General features: G+C 38.9%; 18 protein-coding genes. 8 read left to right on the top strand and 10 right to left on the bottom strand.

Annotated elements, in window-relative coordinates; genetic code table 11:
* Window positions 1-586: 586 nt before the first annotated feature.
* From IIC38_13520 to IIC38_13510, 3 genes are all read left to right on the top strand, one after another.
* The gene (locus IIC38_13520) at window positions 587-787 is read left to right on the top strand and encodes a hypothetical protein (protein ID MCH8126961.1); all 201 of its coding nucleotides are present in this window, start codon (window positions 587-589) and stop codon (window positions 785-787) included.
* A 181-nt stretch (window positions 788-968) separates the two neighbouring features.
* Window positions 969-2,642: a gamma-glutamyltransferase gene (ggt, locus tag IIC38_13515; protein MCH8126960.1), complete on the top strand. Its 1,674-nt coding sequence runs from the start codon at window positions 969-971 to the stop codon at window positions 2,640-2,642.
* 961 nt (window positions 2,643-3,603) lie between these two features.
* Complete coding sequence (locus IIC38_13510; GenBank protein MCH8126959.1) at window positions 3,604-3,993, top strand: response regulator; 390 nt, start codon at window positions 3,604-3,606, stop codon at window positions 3,991-3,993.
* Between the two features lie 804 nt (window positions 3,994-4,797).
* On the opposite strand, the gene IIC38_13505 is transcribed toward IIC38_13510, so the two are convergent.
* The 3 genes from IIC38_13505 to IIC38_13495 all read right to left on the bottom strand — a co-directional run bounded on the left by IIC38_13505 (window position 4,798) and on the right by IIC38_13495 (window position 9,672).
* Window positions 4,798-7,953, bottom strand: a complete 3,156-nt coding sequence (locus tag IIC38_13505) for a CHAT domain-containing protein (protein ID MCH8126958.1) — start codon at window positions 7,951-7,953, stop codon at window positions 4,798-4,800.
* A 29-nt stretch (window positions 7,954-7,982) separates the two neighbouring features.
* Entirely contained in the window at window positions 7,983-8,882 is a 900-nt protein-coding gene (locus IIC38_13500) for a hypothetical protein (GenBank protein ID MCH8126957.1), read from the bottom strand.
* Window positions 8,883-9,099: 217 nt separating this feature from the next.
* Window positions 9,100-9,672: a sigma-70 family RNA polymerase sigma factor gene (locus IIC38_13495; GenBank protein ID MCH8126956.1), complete on the bottom strand. Its 573-nt coding sequence runs from the start codon at window positions 9,670-9,672 to the stop codon at window positions 9,100-9,102.
* Between the two features lie 347 nt (window positions 9,673-10,019).
* Here IIC38_13495 and IIC38_13490 point away from each other — a divergent pair, with 347 nt between their 5' ends.
* From IIC38_13490 to IIC38_13475, 4 genes are all read left to right on the top strand, one after another.
* Window positions 10,020-10,889: an HDOD domain-containing protein gene (locus IIC38_13490; protein ID MCH8126955.1), complete on the top strand. Its 870-nt coding sequence runs from the start codon at window positions 10,020-10,022 to the stop codon at window positions 10,887-10,889.
* A gap of 22 nt (window positions 10,890-10,911) precedes the next feature.
* Window positions 10,912-11,502, top strand: a complete 591-nt coding sequence (locus IIC38_13485) for a hypothetical protein (protein ID MCH8126954.1) — start codon at window positions 10,912-10,914, stop codon at window positions 11,500-11,502.
* A 586-nt stretch (window positions 11,503-12,088) separates the two neighbouring features.
* Window positions 12,089-12,706, top strand: a complete 618-nt coding sequence (locus tag IIC38_13480; protein MCH8126953.1) for a hypothetical protein — start codon at window positions 12,089-12,091, stop codon at window positions 12,704-12,706.
* 345 nt (window positions 12,707-13,051) lie between these two features.
* The gene (locus IIC38_13475) at window positions 13,052-13,246 is read left to right on the top strand and encodes a hypothetical protein (protein ID MCH8126952.1); all 195 of its coding nucleotides are present in this window, start codon (window positions 13,052-13,054) and stop codon (window positions 13,244-13,246) included.
* Between the two features lie 87 nt (window positions 13,247-13,333).
* Here IIC38_13475 and IIC38_13470 read toward each other — a convergent pair whose 3' ends face one another.
* From IIC38_13470 to IIC38_13445, 6 genes are all read right to left on the bottom strand, one after another.
* Window positions 13,334-14,713: an MmgE/PrpD family protein gene (locus IIC38_13470; GenBank protein ID MCH8126951.1), complete on the bottom strand. Its 1,380-nt coding sequence runs from the start codon at window positions 14,711-14,713 to the stop codon at window positions 13,334-13,336.
* A gap of 280 nt (window positions 14,714-14,993) precedes the next feature.
* Window positions 14,994-16,106 (bottom strand): isocitrate/isopropylmalate dehydrogenase family protein, encoded by a 1,113-nt coding sequence (locus tag IIC38_13465; protein ID MCH8126950.1) that lies wholly within the window; start codon window positions 16,104-16,106, stop codon window positions 14,994-14,996.
* Window positions 16,107-16,168: 62 nt separating this feature from the next.
* Complete coding sequence (locus IIC38_13460; protein MCH8126949.1) at window positions 16,169-16,702, bottom strand: HD domain-containing protein; 534 nt, start codon at window positions 16,700-16,702, stop codon at window positions 16,169-16,171.
* Window positions 16,703-16,771: 69 nt separating this feature from the next.
* A complete protein-coding gene (locus IIC38_13455; protein MCH8126948.1) occupies window positions 16,772-17,548 on the bottom strand; it encodes a citryl-CoA lyase in 777 nt (258 codons plus the stop codon).
* 18 nt (window positions 17,549-17,566) lie between these two features.
* The gene (locus tag IIC38_13450; GenBank protein ID MCH8126947.1) at window positions 17,567-18,475 is read right to left on the bottom strand and encodes a CoA-binding protein; all 909 of its coding nucleotides are present in this window, start codon (window positions 18,473-18,475) and stop codon (window positions 17,567-17,569) included.
* 27 nt (window positions 18,476-18,502) lie between these two features.
* Window positions 18,503-20,035, bottom strand: a complete 1,533-nt coding sequence (locus tag IIC38_13445; GenBank protein ID MCH8126946.1) for an acetate--CoA ligase family protein — start codon at window positions 20,033-20,035, stop codon at window positions 18,503-18,505.
* 444 nt (window positions 20,036-20,479) lie between these two features.
* Between IIC38_13445 and IIC38_13440 the strand changes: the two genes are divergently transcribed.
* The gene (locus tag IIC38_13440; protein ID MCH8126945.1) at window positions 20,480-22,126 is read left to right on the top strand and encodes a hypothetical protein; all 1,647 of its coding nucleotides are present in this window, start codon (window positions 20,480-20,482) and stop codon (window positions 22,124-22,126) included.
* Here the strand turns inward: IIC38_13440 and IIC38_13435 are convergent.
* Window positions 22,022-22,711 carry a phage integrase SAM-like domain-containing protein gene (locus IIC38_13435; protein ID MCH8126944.1) on the bottom strand — a complete coding sequence of 230 codons (690 nt, stop codon included), beginning with the start codon at window positions 22,709-22,711 and terminating at the stop codon, window positions 22,022-22,024. The two genes, IIC38_13440 and IIC38_13435, sit on opposite strands and share 105 nt — an antisense overlap.
* Window positions 22,712-23,042: the final 331 nt, after the last annotated feature.

Here is a 23,042-nt window from a genome sequence, read left to right as displayed (position 1 = left end):
GCCAGCCGTTCACGAAGTTTTCACACCTGATAAATCCTTCATTGGCCAGTACGGCATTTTTTTGAGCTGACTCAAAAAGGAGTCGGTCCTGTTCTGAAATGTCAAAAGAAGACTGATTTTGGCAGCATGGGAAAAAAAATATGACTGCTAATACTAAAAACGAGGTGTGCGTTAAATTGAAATATCTTTCTTTCATGGTTCTTGAATATTTGTTTTAGGTCTATCCTTAATTTAAAAATAAGAATTGCATGCTTTTTCTATTCGTTGAGCTATCTCCAAACAATCCGAAGGTAATAAAATTTTTATCAAAGCAATGAGCCAGGTTTCCATAGGTGTACGACAAAAGTCCCTAAGTCCAAAAACTTCTTTTTGAGAGAATTGATCTGTTGTTTTATAAATCGTTAAAACGAGCTTATGTCCTTCTTTCCATGCGTTAAGATCGGCGAAAGACTTAATTTTCTGAGGCATTTCCATACAAGATACAAACTACAAAATACGATATACGGCTACTGCTATCGCTTGGTCTGTACCTGAACTGCTAAATTTTGGGGAGTCGGTTGAGGAAATGCAGGAAATAATTAACAGTATGACACTAAGAATGAAAGCTCTTGAAGATATCCGAAAGACAATTGATGAAATGGACACTCAGAAAAACAATAAATCTGCAATGCTCATGATGTTTCAAAAAGTTGAGCATGATCTCCTGAGCTTAGAGAAGGGTGGCATTGAGCAAGAGGAAGAGGCACTTTCCATGCTACAGTATCTTCGTAGTCTGAATGATAAGTGATGGCCTTTTTACGCGTAAAGATGGGGGTTAGCGATGCAACGGCAATACTGATGGTAAAAGATCAACCTGTAAGATGGCTTGATTTTATGGTCATCAGTTTTAGATATGAAGGATTTATTATTATCCAGGATTAAGATGTCAATTACAGATTTAAGAATTTAACTACGGAAAGGAGATGCTCATGAGACGAATAGTTCTCTTTCTATTTCTTCAAATATTGGTTTTTAGCACTTCTTGTGATCGCAATAGTACAACTTATTCAACTCAAAATTCTGATACGGCACCGGCCATTGGAACCCATGGAATGGTTAGTTCGGCACATCCATTGGCAACCAAAGCGGGTCTTGATATCTTAAAAGCCGGTGGAAATGCTTTCGATGCGGCTGTTTCTATCGCAGCGATGCTCAATGTTGTAGAGCCTATGATGTCCGGAATTGGCGGTTATGGGACTGTACTAGTTTATGACGCCGAAAAGCAACAAGCTCTGTTTTTGAATTGTAGCGGACGAATTCCAAAAAACGTAGACTCAGATGTCTATCGTGCTCCAACGCCGAATTATAAAGAAAATAGACGGGGAGCAAAGGCAGTTTCCACTCCGGGAAATGTAATTGCCTGGGAGTCTATGTGGAAACGTTTTGGGTCCATGGACTGGGAAGAACTATTTGAGACAGCAATAAAGACTGCCGAAAATGGCGTGATTCTAAATGACCGGACAGCCAGGTTAATCCAAAGCGCGTATCCAAGTTTTCCTGATCATGCAAAAGAATTTTATGGTAAAGACGATGCTCCTTTAAGTGCTGGAGAGTTGCTCATCCAAAAAGACCTCGCCGATTCTTTTCGGAAAATTGCAAAACAGGGAGCAAAAGTTGTTCATGGCGGAGAGATCGGACAAGCTATTGATGCAGCCATGCGAAAAGCCGGAGGATTTCTCTCAATCGAAGATATGAAGAGCAATGAGGCTGAATGGTATGAACCTATCCGGATTGATTATCATGAATATCAGGTGATAACCGCTTCACCACCATCAACGGCTTTTCCGTCACTAATTCGATTGGGAATGATGAGTTTATATGATAACCAGGCAGTGGGTCATAATAGCTCCGAATATCTTCACAGGTTTGCTGAAGTAACGAAACACGCTTTTTGGTGTCGGCTTCGGTATGCTGGCGACCCTGAAAAAAACCCTCCACCCCTTGAAACACTTTTATCGAATGAATATTGGAGCCAGCAGATTTCAGCTATTTCGCCTGATGAGGCAAAACAATTCGTTCCTCCTACCGAATTTGCAAAAGAAGGTATCAATACAACCCATTTTGTTGTTGCAGATAAATGGGGAAATATCGTAAGTGCAACTCAAACTTTAGGTAATTCCTTTGGCAGTAGAATCATGCCGAAAGGCACTGGTATCTGGCTGAATAATTCTTTAGCATATTGCACGTTTGAACCGAAAGGCAATCCTATGGACGCTCATGCCGGACGTCACAAACTCTCCGGTGATTGTCCGACGCTAATCATTAAAAACGGTAAACCATGGGTTGCTATTGGCACCCCTGGTGGACATACAATTGGCCAGACTGTTCCTCAAATGGTGTTAAACATGATTGAATTTGATATGAATATCCAGCAAGCAATCGCAGCTTCTCGCATTAGTTTTATTGAGCCTGATAGGATTGTAGTGGAGAAAGGAATTGCAGAATCAACCCGGGATCAACTTATTAAATTAGGACATAATATCCAAGTTGTAAAAGGATTGGGAAATGCTCATGGACTTGCTATTGAATATGAGAATGGCAAACCGATTCGATTTACCGGAGGCGCCGATCCAAGAGGTGAGGGTATTGCAAAAGGCTATTAGATTTCATTTCGAAAACTCCAGTAACTTCATTGGCCTGAATTATCTAAGAATTATTATCAAGGTAAGGAAAACTAAATAAACCTAACAAATTATTTATTGATTTTGCGACCTTTATTATTTATATTGCATGTATTAATTAAACTCTTGCTCGGGTACTTAACCAGGGAAGTAATTCTGAGCGATTATGAATGCCCTGAAGAAAGGAGGTGGTCCTATTTGTAGTCACTGTATAATAGGAGCCTCCGAGGAAGCTTGTTAGCACTGGCTTCGGAAGCTCCAATAAGAATTAACCCCGCCTGTTATTCAGGCGGGGTTTTTTATGTACTTGTAAATATTAGTCTTGAATTTCTAATGTTTTTTGCTGATCATCGATTTCGAGTAAAGTGCTGGACGGGATTTCTAATCATGACGAACTTGTAAAAAGTCGAAAGATTAGAAGGACATACAATATATTGACATTTCACCCTTGACTTAACCACATTAATATTGTGTCCACAAAAATGTTGTCGACTTTTTACAAGTTTGTCATATTTTAAATTTCTTATTTAGAGGATAATTTTATAAAAATTTTTCGGGGTATCCTGGGGTCCTAATTGTCGAAACTGATTGAATGAATTTTGTTCCAACGACCGCTTTTATCTATTTTGTGTGCTACATCACTGTCGTTATGCGACAGCAATTCGCGGATAGTATAAGAATACTGTGGTTTCAAATCCGTATCAATTGGGTCAATTCAAAGCAGGGGTTCTAGAAAATTTAATTCTTCTTTTGAAATCCTGAAAATTGACGATAAAATGAAGAAGTTAATCACGGCAAATACATCGGCTGAACACTAAGAATCGTAGCCATCAACGGAGGTATGAAGTCCTTAAAACAAGACTGACTATTAAAGTGTGTTAAAGGGATAACAACAATAGAAGAAGTAATGCTTGTAAAAAATAATGACTATAGAGATCGTATTATGAAAAAGAAAAGAATCTTGATTGTAGAAGATGTGGAAGAAACATTATTCGCTCTTAAAAAGAAATTAGAATATGCCGGTTACGAAGTCTATACCGCTGCTAATGGTGAAACAGGTTGCAACTTGGCAAAAAGTTTAAGACCGGATCTGATTTTGTTAGATGTGATGTTGCCGAATATTGATGGATTTTCTGTCTGTAGATTATTGAAATTCGATGAAGAGTATGCGTCAATTCCAATTATTATGCTTACAGCAAAAAGTCAAAGCAGTGATAAAGAAATCGGAAAGCAAGTTGGTGCAAATGCGTACTTCACCAAGCCTTATAATGCCAAAGAATTGTTAGAGAAAATAGAAGAGTTAACAATCCCCGGATGGTCGCTGATGTACTGAACTCGCAGCCCGAGGGTCCGAAACTGAACGGCAGCTCATCCTCGCGGCGTCTATATCGATTTCCAGCAAAGAGAATGATCCGGTCATCAAACCAGCCAGTAGGCAGTGTCAATGAGCCACTTTTAAACTTGTGATAGTGAAACCAGTGTTAGTGACACAAGCGCTACTGACACCAGATATTCATACCGCGTCCTTTTCTTAATTAATGCATCCAGTCATCTTTAGTATCTAGCATCCAGCATCAAACACCCAGCTACGAGTCTCTAGCCTCCAGACTCGGTGTCGTCCTAAAAATGCTGACAGTTAATAATAATAGTAGATTTTTACTTTTTTATATGGTGGTATATTTACTTTAATATAAATACTTAAATACTAGTAATGATGTCAAATTTGAATGTAACTGGGTTCTGGGCAGTGTAACAGTCCATGCTGAGGAAGGGACCACTGTAAATAACTTCGGAAGTACAAAATTCAACTTCTCATGATCTTACTATTGATAAATTGGTTTACTTATTAACCGATTAACTCAAAGAATCTTAGGAAAATATTATCATTCTGCGATCGACCGATTTCCGATTGCACGAACGTCTCGAACGCAGAATCATATTAAATTGGTTATCAAAAATATTATTTTGATTATGATTAAGATCCCTATTTTAACAATTTTTCGAAAAGGCTAAAAGACCAGCATTGGACAAATTACGAAATTGAACATACTCCCAATATCAAGCACCTTATGGAAAGAGATATTAGTCAATTAAGAAGGAAAAGAATGCAGTTATCTCTCTGTACAAAATATCCAAATTAGTTATTAGAAACGCGTTTTCTGATTCTGTAAAGCCACAATACTGTAATCGTAACAAAAAATCCCAATAGAATCATCATACCGATTGGTTTGTCGGCCTTCGTTTCCATATCTATAGAAGTCCAATCTCCCATTAAGATAAAAGGCGCCCAATAAAACGGATCTTTCTTTATCCCTTTGGCGGACTTGAAATAATCGAGTTTAGCAAGGCTAAGTGCCTGCCTTTTATTGGAGCCAGATTGTAAATACTTGTAAAAGCTCTTCATAATTATTGCAGTTGATTGGTCATCCACACTCCATAAACTGGCCAGGAGACTTGGTACACCTGCATATAAAAAAGCCCTGGAAATGCCAATCACTCCCTCCCCTTTTCTTATTTTACCCAATCCTGTGTTGCATGCACTCAAGACCACTAAATCAGCATTCAATTTCATGTTAAAGACTTCATATGTTTGCAAGTAACCATCTTCTTTCGACTTGCTATTCTGAGCCAACACAATTTTGGAATATAGCGGTTGGTCATCATTGATGAGGAAATGTGTGGCAAAATGAAGAATTCTGTAATCTGCGGCATGATCTTTGAGATATTCTTCTGTGGCTTCATTTCCAACCAGAATTTTGTTTCCTGTCCCTCCAAAAGCCTTGCCAATTTCTCTTACTTCTACCTCAGAATTTGGCAGCTTTGCCAGTTTTTCTCCTCTCATAATACCCTGTGTAGATGACATTTCCGACGTTACAAGCACCATTTCCAAATCTTCCTCAGAATCAAAATCCGGATTACCAAAAGCTAATATTCCCTTATTTGGCTTTCTTGTTTTTTGCAGGCTTTTATCAACCTGATCAGGGGTCGTCACATAAGAAATTTCATATTTCTCCAACAGAAACTTGGCATTCTCTAAATCGTATTCAGTTTCTGATTTGGTAGTATCATAGACCAACATTTCAAAGGGTAAATAGTACAAGATGTCATCAGGCGCGACGATTAATTCCTTTGTATTTTGAAGCCAAGATTCTACGGGTTTGATGAGAATTTCAAACAGACGATAAGCTGGAGAAATGCTAAAGTCAGCAATTTGTGGATTAAGAATCTGAAATCGGTCTTTTCTTGCTTTATCGCTAAAAATAGGACTCAATTCTGCTAAAATAGAATGGATGCTATCCCGACTAACCGGTACTTGAGTATAATTGAAGGTGTCAGAAGTTACAACAAACAGCGACAATTCTTCCGGTCCGACGATGTATTGCAACAGAGCTTGTCCTTTTCCTAAAATTCTTTCCTGGATGTCTTTGATTGTCAGGACTTTTTGTGAGGTTAGCTGATAGTATTGTGGGTGTTGTCTTTTTAAATCTTCAACAATAGCAGCTTTTCTGATCTCCAAACCAGTTATTTGTTGATCCAATGTGAGGACCTTTTCATTATCTTTCTCGGACATAGACAATTCTTGTGAAAGCTCATTGTGCATGGCCTCAAGATTGGCGGTAATTTCATTCAATTGAATTCTTATATTTTCAGGCAACAATTCGGATAAATAATTCTGACCCTGAAAAAGAACATCTAATACAGCTTTGGCCTTATATTTATTTACATAAACAAATGCTTCATCATATTTTCCGTTCTGGGCAAGAAGCTGAACAATAGCGGGGTAGGCTTCATATTTGTCTTCCAGAAAGTTATTACCAAGTGATTCAATGTTAAGATTACTCCTAACTGAGTCATAGATTGAAATTGCGTTTGCGTAGTATGTGATTGCCTGTTGTATATTCCCCTGTTTGGCGAAGCAAGAACCTAATCCGGCTTGCGATTCCCAAATGGTTTGAACATCCTGAATCGATTCACCAATCGCAAGTGCCTCCTTCAGATATTTTGAGGCGTCATGAAATTTCCCTAAGTCCATGTGAAGCTTCCCAAGACTTTTTAGTATATAACCTTCTTGTGATTTTTCTTCAATTTCTTTAGCGATTTCAAGCGCATAATTCTGAAAAGCCAGGGCCTTTATAAATTGTTTTTTTTCCTGGTATGCTTCAGCCATGCTGGAAAGGGTTGCACTTTCTAAATATTTTAATGTGTTCATTTTAGACATTTCCAAAGCTTTATTGTAGTATTCAAGCGCTTGATCAAAACTGCCTTGATCCTTGTAAACATTGCCGATGTTAACAAGTGCTCGAACAACAGTTGAATTATTTCCGATTTTTTGGGATAAGAATAATGCCCTTTTAAAATATTCTGTGGATTTTTGATAGTTTCCCGACATTGCGTAAACAGCGGCGATGTTATTGATACAGTTTCCTTCTCGCCGTTTGTCTCCGATGTTTTTAGCTTTTTTTAATGCTTCATTTAAGTAATACAAAGCATTCAAATAGTCACCTGTCAGAAAATAAGTAGTGCCGATCATCATGGTTGAATAGGATAACATTTCAAGGTCATTTACCCTTTCGGCAATTGATTGGAGTTCCTTACTAAATTCGAGCGTCTTATTATACCTACTCGTGGAAAAATAAATATTAATTATAGAATGGTAGGCGATAGTAAATTCCGGATCAAGCTCGATTGCCTTGGACAGCAATTCTAATGCGGCATCCCACTCGTACCTTTTCAGATGGGTTCGAGCGAGACCATAATAGGCACATGCATTTTCCGGATCTTTTTGGACCATCTCGGAAAAAAATCCCATGGCAGTATCCAAATCATTGTTTGCATTATAAACTTCCGGTAGTCCTCCTCTGTAACTATACGCATCAGCAAATTTGGGATCTAGTTTGACAACTTCTTTTAACTTTTGAATTGCTCCATCATAGTTTTTCTTGGCAAAATCAATTCGAGCCAGACTATAAAGAACAGCAGGTTGGTTGATACCTTCGTGGAGTAATTTTTCAAAGTAAACCTGTGCTGATTCATATTCATTTGTAAAAATATAAGTTTCTACCAGTTTCCGGAAGCCTTCGGAAAAATCAGGCGATTTTTGGATTATTTGTTTAAACCGGGATATAGCACCGTCATAATCTCCTTCCCCTACCATTTTTAGAGCATTCAAATAATAAGTTTGACCGGAACTGTTTACCTGTGAAAAGGCAGACCCTTGCATAGACAAGGTCAAGAAAATTAACCCGTTAATCATCCCCAAAAATGCTGCTCTCAATCGTTTTACTTTTGTCATAAAATTGCAGCAAAGATGGTTTGTAATGCTTATCGAATATTCATCAAACTGGCAATACTATTCAAAGCTTCCTTGGCTTCTTTAAATCTCCTACCTTCAAAACGAATTATACTTTCAAAGGTTTGTATAGCCTTCTCTTCTTCTTTTTTCATTATAAAAGCTTTCGCGATATACCAAAGGCAATCCTCTTCAATTCCAGGATTCCCGGATAAAACACTGGCACGTTCAAAATTTTGAATTCCTTTGTTAATTAACATAGCATTAAATATTCGAAATCGCCCTAAAAAATCGCTTTGCGCTTCATAAAGATAACAGATTCCCAATACATAATGGGCATAGAACAGCGAAGGGCCTGATGTGTTGCTAGAGATAAAGCTCTCCAAATCCTGAATTGATTGATTATAGTTGGATTCATGAAAAGCAGACAGGGCCTCACTCAAAGGATCGGGCAAGCTACTTCGTGTTAATAACGAAACCTCATCCAAAGATGTTAACTGATTGTACAGAATCTGATCCCCTCGAAAAAATGGTCCAACCCATAATAGGATTACAAGAACTGATGTCCCAAGTGCAATAGGAAAGAATCTCGGTTTGAAAATAAACGGGTTATAGTTAGCAACTTTTTTCAGAAATCCAGCCATTCTTTGATTGAGAGTTTCAAATAATAATTTAGGATTAAGCATCAAAGATGGAAGTTTTTCTCTCTCCCAGTATTCTTCAATTTCTTGAAAATCTTGACAATACTGTTCCACGTTATTCCTGCATGCGCCGCAGCCGGCAATATGATCTCGAATATTCGCAATTTCGGATTGAGTTAATTTTCTCCCGTCGTAATCCGCTTCTTTTGGCGCTGATAAATAGATACTATAACGAAGAAGAAGTTCGTCATCAACGGAATGTTGATTAATGTCTCTATCCAAAGAAGTCATAATTATTCCCACTTGTTGCAAAACCTTATGACACGAACTACAATTATCCGCATGATTTTTAATTTTCTGTCGTTCATTTTCATTAACCTCATTAAAGAATATTACTTTTTCATATACGCACGAACAATTATCCATTTCAACCCTTTCTTTTTTTTCATTAATTTTTCGATGAATTAAGTTCTAGATATAGAGTCGAATTAATGAAATAAAAGGTCACTTAGAATAGAATTAACCTTAATTGCTCTATGCTTCTTTTCATTTGCATCTTAACGCCGCTAATCGAAAGTCCGGTCTTAGCAGATATCTCTTTATAGTCAAGTCCTTTGGTCCTTAACATCAAAATGTTCCTTGATTTTTCAGACAATTGATCGAAAGCTCTATATAAATCGATATTATTCAATATACTCTGGCCATCGAAATCATCAGTAAGAAGTTGCAAAACTTCCGTCTTTATTTTTCCTTGTTCTTCATTAGATTTAGAAGACGTTTCCAGACTTTCTTCCCTTAACCGATATTTCTGTCTTAAATAGTCTTGCATTACGTGCAACGCTACTTTTGCAACAAAACTTTTTAATTTCATTCTGTCTCTGACCAACAAAATACTTTTAAGAAACCTTATATAAGTTTCTTGACAAAGGTCATTTACGATCTCATCATTTTTAAATTTTAGCCTAAAATAACCACGTATAAATCCCTCTAATTCTTTGCATAACATTTGAAGTGATTCACGATTTCCTGACTGGGCTTTTATTAACAGATCAGCTAGTTTCTTTTCATTTTTCTTTTTCATTGAATAGCGTTTTTAGTTTCGACCAGTAATAATATATCGCGTTTTAACTCAAAACTCTTACAAAATCGCCATTACTTGAATATTTTATGCTTTAAAGTAAAAAAAATAAGGTTTGGTTTATATTATTTAATCAAAATATAATCTTGTTTTTTGTGACCATTTGTCATCAATAAGCGACATTAACTATATAAATAACTTATTTGAGTACAGTACTAAATAATTTTAACCAAAAACAAATAATATCAACTTTGAATTGACAATTCGTAATTCCGAAAATAATAAACACCAGAATGCAGATTAAGGCTTAAAATTGGACATTAGTTTATATTAAACCTTTGAGACTAAATATGCTTCCTCCAATAAATATAGATCCAAAGACTTTTTTATATAAACATTGCTCTTTACCAGCTTTACCGACAATTTTGATAAAAATTCAAAAGCTCATCAATTCCGGGGAAGGTGACTTTACGGAAATTACTGAATTGATCCAAAAAGACACAGCCTTAACTGCACAAGTTACAAAAATTGTAAATTCGGCTTATTATAGCTTGCCTTTTGAAGTAACCAAGGTAAAAATGGCTCTTTCATATTTGGGCATTAACGAAATTCACAGGATCGTCCTTAACATTTCGATTATGAATGGCCTGGCTGACGGTGAAGAAGACTTGTTTAACCAGGTTTGGTCACATTCTCTTCATACAGCACTTTGCGCAAAAAACCTGGCTCTTAAGTACGAACCATTTCTGGATCCCGGTGAAGTTTGGACATTAGGCTTATTGCATGATATTGGTAAGTTAGTTTACCTAAAATTCTTTCCCGACCATTATAAAGCGATAAGTAAGCTGGCTGAAATGAATGGCTGCCTGTTTAGTGAAGCTGAAGCAGAATATTCATTGCCTTCAAGCGCTTATTTAGGTGGCCTTTTATGTGATCGATGGAGACTACCGCAACGAATTAAAGATGTCTGTTTGTATCACTCACTACATGATATTGACTCACTTTCCGAAAGCCAAAACTCGGCCAAACCATTTATTCGTATTGTAATTTTGAGTAATCTCTTTTCTATTCTAACCATGAACGTAATGAACCCGAAAAAGCAAGAAGAAATCAAGCAAGTAATCGCGGATATGTTATCCCTTGATAAAACCAGTTTACTGCTGTTGCTTGGCGAACTGCTAGAACTAAAAGATGAAGCTATAAATTTGATATTAACATAAACCCAATGAAGGAGATTATAATATGAATGAAAGAATTAAAAATTTTGGTGGGATTTTAAACGTCGGGATATTTGTTGGGATGATACTATTTATCAGCTCTTGTTCCATGGAAAAGTTACCCGTAGTCCCAAATGAGGATAAGGCCTTAAAGAAAATCAAAATATTAAAATTCAAAAACGTCAAACCATCCCTAAAAAAAACTATTACAGTATCCCAGGCAATTTCAGCCGATGAAGGTGGGATACTGGTATTGAATCATACACTTGACGATGAAGGTTTGGTGTATGCCAATATTTCTTTTGAAGTATTACCAAATACGATTAGTGAAGATACGGAAATTACTTTAGTTCTCGATGATGTTAGTTTAGAGTTACATTTTACCCCGGCTGGATTAACTTTTGGCCAACCGGCTATTTTGAATATTTATGCTATGGGTTTGAATCTGGAAGGTATTAATCCGAATGCAATCAGGGTTTACTATGATAATCCGGAAAGTGGTCAATGGGAAGAAATGGAGAACGAAGCAGTGACCGTAAATATTTTAACCGGATATGTTAATGTTCAAAACGTAAAAATACCTCATTTCTCTAAATATGTTGTAACCTCAGATTAACAAACCAATCTGATTATTCAATTGTTCAATTATAGGGGAGCCATGTAAACTCAAGTCCCTGTATGCTTCCTGCAACAGGGGCTTTTATTTGTTACTTGACAAGTGCCACGATGTTATGGCACTTAATAGTTACTTACTATCCTTTAAGAATTTCTTGACAGGATTAACAAGTGAAAAAGGATTTCAAAATAATAAATTAAATGGACTATTTTATTTGAAACAGTAAGAAGGTTTTGTTTTTGTCATTGATGCACAGACTTAATAAGGTTATGTGAAAAGGATATTTTAGTCATGGATTAGAATGGTTTCTTGTGGAAGTCCAAAAATCCAAAATATATCCTCCCGTCTTGACGGGATCTATTTAAAAAACAACAACTTACATAGGCTGCAATTGATTACATCTGAATGACATCAATTCGTGCATTGAATCCGGTTTGCGATTTGGAAACCTTGGCCTTAGAATTGATTTTTTGGGGGGATTTGTTTTTTGTAATTTTTTCTTACCGAAAAGAAAATTAATACAATTACAATTTATGACTTGTCCTTAAATATTGAATTGATTACATTATTATAAAAGGAGATCACTATGAAAAAAATAAATACACTCACCTTGTTTTTATGTTTATTTACAATTGTCTCATATGCCCAGGTTCCATCCCCTGAACTTCAGATTGGCGCTGCAGTTATGGCGGCCCCGGAAGCATCTCGCGATGGGGCCATGGTGCTGGGTTATAATTCTGATGGAAAGCTGGTCACGCTACGCCAAGGCACCAACGAAATGATTTGCCTAGCCGACGATCCCAATCGTGATGGTTTTAGTGTTGCCTGCTACCACAAAGCGCTTGAACCTTTGATGGCACGGGGACGAGAGCTCAGGGCCGAAGGTAAAGGTTCCAAAGAAATACTCAAAATCCGTGGGACTGAAGTAAAGGAAGGTACTCTAAAAATGCCTGCAGGACCCTCTACGCTTTATGTCCTTTCCGGAAAGAATGGAAAATATGATCCAGTTGCAGGTAAAGTAAATGATGCATTCCCCCGCTCTGTGGTTTATATCCCTTTTGCAACAACCGAGACAACTGGTCTCTCTACCAAACCTACCGGACCGGGTATGCCCTGGCTGATGGATGCCGGCACTTACCGGGCACATATCATGATCACACCACCGAGGCCTAAGGCCGGGGAAAAAAGAGTAAATAAATCTTAATAAGTGTTTTTGTATTTAGCTTAATTTCTATATTTGTATAAAATATTTCAATCGATAAGGTGACAGATCTAAGCATAAACCAAGAATCAGAGAATCTACGTCGTTATCGAAAGTCTCTCCTAATTATTAATCTGGTTATTTTATTCATTCATGATATTTGCAGATTTTAAAAATAGAAAAACTATCTATAGCTATACAGTGAGTTGACGGCTGTATGGCCTTTGAATTGGCAGATGAGCTCGTACATGTTTTGCGCAATGTCTGCCAGACGTTTTTTCGACTCTGAGGGCTTGCTATTGCCGAAATAGGTTGCATCTTCATCTTTTTCATATCGCAATCTGAGCGATGAAGAGACCGATTGAAGAGGAATTGACTGTTTTGCATCGTTTACCCAATTCTCGTCTGGATTGCCGTAAAAACATGGAGATCAAAGTTGGTCCCAGCAGCACCATTCGGGTAAGCCACAATATTTATTCGGTTCACAGCCGTCTCATTGGCGAGATCGCAAAAGTTCGATTGTATTCAAAGGTTAATAAATAATCAATCGTTTAAAATAGAATTTAATGCCCGAAATTTATATTTTCAAATAATATGTCCGGAGTATCCGTTGTATATTTAACGTGCTTTTTATTCAGCTACATCAGATTTAAGATTTGTCATCAACTGGCCAATATCCGGCACAGTTTCTAAATTCCAGATCATTTCGCCAATCTTTTCCTGGCAATTTCTCGTCATAACCGGATCAGCCAGGCTGTGAAATTTGGTCAATAGTTCTTCTTCGGACATGGGCGCTCGGTAGTCGCCTTTTGGATAATCAATCCATTTGGTAAATGATTTGCCATTCTTGAGTTGAATTTCAACATCCGCCGCTTTTAAACGAGGGAATACACTCTCGATTTTCTCATCAGCTACAACCTCAATTTTGGGCAGCATAGCACGAATATCCGGATCCATAATTTTGGCTTTACTAAATTCTTCCGGCGTAATTTTACCCGAAACCACCGCTGCGGAGATCACATATGGCAGACTGTGGTCGGCTGTTTCCTTGCTGGTTGGATTGTATTTTGTCGGATCGGCAAGGATGTCCTTGGCACGATGGGTTACTTTGACAATTACTTTTTCGACGTCCGAATGCTGCAATTGATTATCCCGCATCAAGGATAAAGTTGCGGAAATCGGGGCATGTGACAATGCTTCGACAGGAAAGGCTTTCATGGAACATTCAAGAATTCGATAGCTGTTACCCAGGCCATCGACCAAAATATCCAGATCGAATTCACCGCCGAAAGTATCGACAAAACCTTCCTTGCCTTCAAAGATCGCTTCCGGACCAACGTAGCCTTTTGCTGCTAATTGGGCAGCCAAAACACCGGATTGTACCGCCAGGGGATCCACCGTATTTTTCATCATTGTGAGATGGCCGGCAGCAACGACGCCCGGAGTAAAATTGTGACACGCCGAAATGCCAATCGCATTGACAATTTGATTTTCAGAAAGTCCATAAATTCGACCGGCAACCAGCGGTGAAACAAATTGCGTAAGGGTTGCATGGTGCCATTTTCTTTCCCGAATGCCCGGTTTTGCAAATTCGCATAATCGCTGCTCAAATTCATAAGCCAGGACGATGGCTGTTATGATTTCTTTGCCGGTAGATTTTTGAACTTCACCGGGAGACAAGGCCGCCGGAATAATATCACTCGGATGGCTCGGGTCTTCTTTCCAGTAAATATCGTTATAATCCATTGCCCGAACCATTAAGCTATTGGCTAAGGTGGCATTGAACGCCGAAGTCTTATCTCCGGAACCAATGACAGTGGCTTCCGGCGTTCCCCCTGATTCTTTTAGCACTTCGATAAATATTTCAGCATCTTCAACTTTGTAACCGCCCAAAGCACAACCAATGGTATCAAATAAGAATCGCTTTACTTCATCGACTACATTTTTCGGCAAATCTTCATATTGTAATTTCGTTGTGAATTGAGCCCATTTTCTTGAAATTGTGTCCATTGATAACCCTTACCTTTTTCGCATCAACACCCTTCGACTCCGCTCAGGGTGCTACTACAAATAATTAGCTACTAGCTTCAGCGAACTCCATTGTGCTGTTGTCACCGCCCATATCATAAGTTCTAACTTCACCTTTCCGAATCACTCTACTGATCGCTCAGGGTGCTACTACAAATAATTAGCTACTGCTTCAGCGACCTCCATTGTGGTATTGTCACCGCCCATATCATAAGTTCTAACTTCACTTCCCGAATCACTCTACTGATCGCTCAGGGTGCTACTACAAATAATTAGCTACTGCTTCAGCGACTTCCATTGTACTGTTGTTACCGCCCATATCATAAGTTCTAACTTTACCTTCCTGAATCACTCTGCCGATCGCTTTTTCCAATACCTCAGCGTGTTGCTTTTCACCCAGGTAATCAAACATCAACTTAGTTGTCAGTAACATTGCCATAGGATTGACTTTATACTGACCTGCGTATTTGGGTGCCGAGCCATGAGTCGGTTCAAACACGGCATAGTTATCGCCAATATTTCCGCTGCTGGCAAATCCTAACCCACCCACAAGTTGAGCGCTGAGATCGGATATGATATCGCCGAACATGTTGGTAGATAACAGAATACCATAATCCTGCGGATTCTTAACCAGCCACATTGTCATCGCATCGATATTTGCCTCCCACAAATCAATGCCGGGAAAATCTTTCGCAATCTTGCGGGTTTCGCGCACCATCAATCCGCTGGTTTCGCGCACCACATTTGGTTTTTCTACGACTGTTACTGTCTTGTAACCATGTTTTTTTGCATAATTAAATGCTTGCCGGGCGATACTTTGACATCCTTTTCGAGTCAACAGTCTCAAAGAAATGGCAATATCTTCTAATGGAACGTCGGCAAACCTTTTCATTTTAGGGTGTGTCGTATTTAAAACTTCCATTAATTCCGCAGGCAGTGGATGATATTCGATTCCAACATAAAGATCTTCGGTATTTTCTCTGAATACGACCAGGTCAATACCGTCACGATAATTCAAAGGATTACCCGCAAACGCTTTACAGGGCCGTAAATTGGTGTGCAGGTTAAACAGTTGCCTGAGTCCCACAATTGGGCTGCTATAAACCAGCCCTTTGTCCTGTAATTCCGGAATAAGCTCCATCTGGGCTTCTTCTTTTGGTTTGGAAGTAATGGCTCCAAACAAACAGACGTCCGTCTCTTTTAGCAATTGAATAGTCCGGTCCGGTAATGGACACCCTTCTTTGCACCAAAACTTCCAGCCAATATCTCCATATTTATATTCTGCTTCGAAATTCATTTTATTTAAAACAAGTAATGCCGCCTCCATTACCTCTTTGCCGACACCGTCTCCGGGAAGAACTGCAATTTTATACATCGTTTTTCAATGGCTCCGTATTTATAGGTTCATTTCAACTCTGATAGTCTAATCTAAATCAATCACTTAACTAATTCAAAATCAATAAAATCAGCATGGTGTAAAATGATGGCCTCCGGCGATCTTTTAAAGTCCTCCCCTTCTTTGGAATGAACCGCAGCAAGGTGTAAAACCTCTTCCGGTAAGCCATGCTTGAACCCCAAAGCCACCCCGGTAAATGGATGTCTTAAATATTTTCCATGATGACTTTTGACGACTTTTCCATCTTTTTTTTCATATTCATATAATTTCCCCACATCCGCTAACAGTGCGCCGGCAATTAAATAGTCACGATTTACAGGAGTTTTCCGCTCTGCATAAGCTTCGGTCAGGATTTTATCACAAGCAATACACATTTTGCAGACTGTTCGGACATGCTCTAAATACGTAATTTTTACATTATCCACCAGTAATGTAAATGGAATGGAAGTTATTTCCTCAGTGGTCCAATTGCGATATTCCATGGCTTCTTGCCACACGGCAATGGATTTTTCTCGAAGTTGCGGATCACGTATTTCATTAAATTCCGGAATCATTGCAAGGATGTTTTCTGACATGTTAACCTCATATTGGAATAAGAATTTTCTGTTGCAACTGTTCCGCCTGTTTGACAGTCTGAACAGTTGCTATATTTTTAAGTTTTCCGGCCCGCTATATTCACTTTCTTTTGAATTGATATGTCTCATGGGTCTTTGTTGGGACTGCTCTTCATAGATATGTGATATTAAACCAGGTACTCGTGCCATAATAAAAAAGGCGTTTGCCAACTCTATTGGAAATTCAAGCTCGCATAATAGCGCCGCAATTGCACCATCCACATTTAAAGGTAGTTTCCGATTAACAATTTCCGGTAGACTTACTTCAGCACAACGTGCAATTTTAACAAATTGCCCGGACAAATGCAAGGAGTCTGATAAATTAAAAAGCGCCACACTGCGTGGATCTTCCGTATGCAATCGATGCCCAAAACCTGGAATTCTCTTTTTATTTTCCCGATAACTTGTGATGATCTCAATGGTAGCTGATTCTGTGTTGAGTCCCTTGTCAGTCAGGCAGCTTTTGATTTCATATAAAAACTTCATGCAGCCTTCCACAGCGCCGCCATGATGTTTGTTGATGGATAAAATACCCGCAGCCAATGCAGCATTTAGCGATGCCCCGGTTGAAGCAGCAGTTAAAGCTGCTATCGTTGAAGGCGGTGTAACACCATGATCGATTGAGGAAACCAATATGGCATCCATAAGCTGGCCTATTTCTTTTGAGGGTAAATCTCCTTTGATGACCAGGTAAATAGCCTGGGAAAATGAAACCTTTCCCATTAATTCATCAACCGAGTAACCACGAATCTGAATCCGATTCGGTTCAATCTTCGTTATTTTTGTCTGCCACTTATTTTCTTCCATCGCATTTCTCTATCTTATTTAGTTTGAATGGATTTTTCGTAAGACTTCAGTTGTTGCTTCGGGGATATCATTGAAAGATTCTACTATGGTTACACCCACTTCTCGAAGCCTGCGTACTTTTCCTTCATACGTACCCCGGCCACCTTCAATAATTGCACCAGCGTGCGAAAAACGCGTGCCCTCTTTTGCGGCTTTGCCGCCAATAAAAGCGACCAAAGGCTTTGTAAATTTACCAGCCTCGATGAGATCGGCAACTTGCTCCTCTTGAGATGTACCTATTTCACCAAACAGTACTACAGCTTCAGTTTCCGGGTCCTCTTCAAATAGCTGCATGACATCAGGATGAGGAGTGCCAACAATGGCATCACCACCTACATGGACGATCGTGCTAAGTCCAACCCCGGCCTGGCTTAAATAATAGGCTATGGATGAGGTGATTCCTCCGCTGCGAGATGAAATGCCAACAGACCCCTGTTTGAACCATTTCCTGGCTGACTCTGCGCGTCCTCCAATCATCCCAAGCACTGCTTTCCCTGGACTTAATAAACCCAGGGTATTGGGGCCAACAAATCTTCCCCCCGTTTGTTTGGCTTTACTCGCGATTTCCAGGACATCCCAAATTGGTACCCGATCCGGAACAATGACAATAAATTTAATGCCGGCATCAAAAGCTTCAATAGCCGCATCTTTCACCAGGGGAGCTGGAACAAAAATGACGCTGATATCAACCTGTCCGAATTTCTCCACACATTCATCGACAGTATCATAAACTGCCACTCCCAGAACCTCCATTCCTCCTTTTCCGGGAGTCACACCGGCAATAACTTGTGTGCCATATCCCATCATCAGCTCGGTACGAGCCATGCCTTCGCGGCCCGTAATCCCCTGCACAATAACCTTGTTAGTTTGATCTATTAATATTGCCATCTCATTGATATCCAGTGGATATTCCTATTAAGCTCCATCAAGTCCTTTAATCGGAAGTGAAATATATGCACCTTTATTACCATGAAATTCACATTCAATTTCGCATGCAAGGCATTCGGTACACTTCCCTTTTTTTGCTTCCTCAGTAGTAATTGCTAAAACAGGTTTGTTGTTTTCTAATTTCAAAATTTGCGGTCCGCACGCGGTAATACATGCTTTTGAATCACAATTCATACATAATGCATGGTCGTAAGTAATCTCACCCGTTAACGTTTCAAAACGATAGGGTTCCGAAAAATCTCTTTTTACTGTTGATTTCTTTCGGCTGTCTTTAGAATAATCAAATTCATCCACAAGCGTCTTCAACCTTTCAGCGCAGAAATCAGCTGAATCATCTTTCTTGTAACCTTCCACGGGCGCCGGCAGATCTTGTGTATAATTTTCCAGAATTTCAACGGCCAGGTCTTCCTGGTTGCCTCCTAAACGGATGACGGTTGGAATGGCTAAATTTTCTTCCCGAAAAGCTTTTACCAATCCACGGGCGGAGTGAAATTGCTCCTGACTGGCCACGCCTGATCCGGAGCCAAAATAGGCTATGATATTTTTTTGAGCTAAGATAATTTTTGCAGCCCGATAGACCTTCGAAGCGGGTGGGTTACCGCTGGTGTCGGTAAAATTTGCGATCTTAAAACCGCACTTTAGTACCGCATCCATTGACATCATCGATCCACCACCACCTGCGCCATGGAATCCTATATACCTTTGACTTTTTTCAAATTCTCGCTCCAATTGAATAAAATAAAATGTGCCGCGATAGTCGTTTTTTTCAACATCATAAGCAATATGATCTAGTTTGGAAGGCGGACGGTCAAACTCCCGGGCAATCTCGATGCCTAATTCCGGATGGCGAAAAACTGCATAATCATCGACAGTAATGCGACAATCGACAGCCATCAGCCGGTTATCTTTGGTTAAGACGATAGGATTAATTTCGGCTGATCTGGCCTCATATTTCTTCGCAACTATGTACAACTTGGTTAGAATATCTGCAAGTTGGGATTGCAGTTTTCCGGATATACCAGTTTTGCGAACCAAATTACGAGCATGATGATTGCGAAATCCTTCAGCCGGATCGATACCTATAGAGCTGACTTTGTCAGGATGTTCTTGTGCAATTTCTTCGATCCCGCTACCCCCCACGCTGCTGAAGATCATCACCGGTTGTTTTTTTGAATCATCGATAATAAGGCCGCAATAATACTCAGATAGAATGTCCAATTTCTCTTCGACGAGAACAGAATCAACCTGGAAATGACTCACCTTTAATTTGAACAGTTTTTCTGCACTTTCTAACGCACTTTCCAAAGTATCAGCAAATTGAATTCCTCCCATTTTCGCCCGTTTTGTAGACCATACCTGGGCCTTTAAAACTGCGGGAAATCCTATTTCAGTGAGTATCTCTTCGACCTCATCTATACTGTTTGCCAATCTGCCATGGGGAGTAGAGATTTTGTGTTGTTTTAGTAATTCTTTCCCTTGATATTCGTGCAGGCGAGCCAATTTTATTTCCTGTTATTTTGATAAATGATCATTTAAATTTATTGAATATATTTGCTTTTCTTACTGGAAGCAAGTACTAAGATGTGAATGAATAGGCTATGAATAAATTTACCACTGAGATATTTGAACAGGACTTTGGGGAAAAGACGATGGGTAAATTGCAAGTTCAACGTGTGATTGGTTTAACAGTTCATGGCTAATTATTTTGCGCAATAGGCATTCCTTTTACAATAGTTCAGGGGAAATAGCTAATATAATCATCCATTTCCTGATGCCAGGTTAAGGGTTTTCGAACCCATTTTTCAGGGTTTTCCTGATGGACATTAACGTAATTAATTAGTAATAAAAATAATAAAAGATACTCTGTACCTTAATTGTTTTTCAATCGGGAAACTTAAAGTATATTTTTCGATTTAATGAAAAAGGAGAATTTGGAAAAGTAAATTGATAAAACTACTATTAAGCTCGTCAATATTTTTTGCAACTATATTATGTTCTGTTTCACCTGGTTTAAGTCAAGTTTGGGAATGGCTCAATCCCAAACCGCAGGGGGATGGTATCAATCAAATACTTTTTGTAAACAAGTTGACTGGATTTTTCATACCGAGGTCTGCCAATATTTACAAAACAACCAATGGTGGTGAATCCTGGGAACGTATTCCAACAGATGTAATATTTGCAAATATATATTTCGTTAGTGAAAATACTGGTTTTGGCCTCGGAAGCCATCAGTTCAACGACAGGAAATATGGTATTTATAGAACGAAAGATGGCGGGCTCACCTGGCAACAAGTATTTCAAGATTCTCCATACAGAGGACACGACATACAATTTATTGATTCTAAAATTGGCTGGGTTATTGGAAATTCTAATTTGTGGTATACCAGTGACGGTGGTGATACCTGGACCGAGCAAGCACAAGATCAATCCATCCATGATAGGGAATACGACCTTAAACTCTCTTTCAGGGATGCCAATCGAGGCTGGATAGGGGGATGGCAAAGTTTTGCCTTCAAAACACTTGATGGAGGTCAATCCTGGACACGTGACTCCACACTTGCCGCATATACCAAATTCAGTTTAGTGGATACAACGTATGGTTGGGCGAGCGGTTTAGAAAATTCAGATTACCAGTTGGTAAGAGTAATGCGAACAGAAGATGGCGGCTTAAGCTGGTTAGAAACGCCAAGTGCCATGACGGGTATTGTATACCCGTTTAGTCCTGATACATGCATTGTGTTGGCCGACGATTGGATGAACCGTGGAATTTACAAAACAACAGATGGTGGGACAAATTGGGAAATGGTATCCACCAAGAGGTACAAATCCGCTTTTTTTATTAATCAGCAAGAAATATGGTCAAGTTTAAATCATAGTATCGATGGTGGCCGGAATTGGGAAAATAAAACAGTAAACATTTTCGCTCCTGGCATTGATCGGTTAAATACTGTTGATTTTGTCGATGCAGAAACCGGTTGGGTTGCTGGTACGAATTTTCCATCTAATAAAGATTTATTTATTGCAAAGACCACAGATGGGGGGGCTTCGTGGTTTAAACAAATTTCGGATTTACCATTTGAAATTCTTAAACTTCACTTTGTCGACAATGAGGTCGGGTGGGGAATTGGCAGAGGCGGACTCATAAAAAAGACCAGTGATGGTGGTCAAACTTGGATAACGCAAGAAAGTGGGGTTTCATTTAAATTACGAGATCTTATTTTTTTAGATAGATTAATTGGTTGGATAGTTGGTGATGAGGGGTTGGTTTTAAAAACCATGGATGGGGGATTAACCTGGAATAAGGTATCAACTGGTTACACACTGCATTTTGATGATGTTTGTTTTGTTGATTCATCTCATGGCTGGATAGCTGGAAGTCCTTATATTGTTCAGAATTCTATTACAGTCCAAAACGGTATTACTCTGAATATAGAATCTGGCGTCACGGTTAAGTTCCAATTAGCAACCAGCTTAATTGTTGATGGCTCACTTATCGCCCAAGGTCTGCAATCTAATCCTATTATTTTTAAAATCGACGTTGTCCCATCTAAACTTAGGCTTAAGAAGTTCGGCACGTCTTGCTCCGGTTGAGAGATAGATACGCAAAACATCTTCCATTTCAGTATCATCGACAACTGAGAATAATTTTGATATCTCATCTTTAGATAATACTCTAATATGCTGCGGTGCGCCATCAGGAATTTTATATCCTACAAGAGGGTTTTTTGCAATGTATTCCCATCGTTTGGCTGTATTAAGTGCTGCCTTTAAATGACGTAATTCAATTCCGACGGTTGCTTCACTTAATTCTTTTCGCATTTGAACGGAATAGTCATCAATAGTCTTAATCGAAATTTCTGAAAGCCGCTTATTACCCAAAAACTTCAGGAATCTATGAAGAGTGAATTTTTCTCGTTTTACAGTTCCATATGATACAACACCTTCCTTGTATTTTAAGTATTCGGGAATGAATAATTTGAAATAGGGTGATTCCATTGGTGATTTCTCAATACCAAGTTTAATCCTTTCAACGCGAAGTTCCATTTCTTTCCGAATGCGTTCAGCAGTCTTCTCGTCAACGTAAAGCATCTTCCGAACGCGTTTTCCATTCTGATTATAGTAATCAAGTTCGTATGTTTCTTTTTTTCTTCCCTTTACCTTCCGTATCGTAGCCATACACCCTCCATGGATTTATGCATTCAATATTTCATCCACGATGGTCTTAGCCGACTTTTGCGGCTTGATCATGGATTTTAATTGAGACTCTGACAGCCTGAGTCTGTTACCGACCTAATAGACTTCAATATCTTCGTTTTCGATAATTCTGCGTAACGTCCGTATCGAAATGTCTAACTTATCGGCTGCTGTTTTCAGACTGTAAAATCTCTCCATGATTCATATACTGGATTTATGGAGGTTTTTGCAGGGTGTGGCTACACAATGATTCTTACGCGAATCGGAAATAATATTTTTATTTTGTCTTACTGAGAAGTGATCAGGCTGAAAT

The organism is candidate division KSB1 bacterium (assembly GCA_022566355.1).
In the GTDB taxonomy this organism is placed as follows: Bacteria; Zhuqueibacterota; JdFR-76; order JdFR-76; family DREG01; genus JADFJB01.
This window is presented reverse-complemented; position numbering and strand designations above follow the sequence as displayed.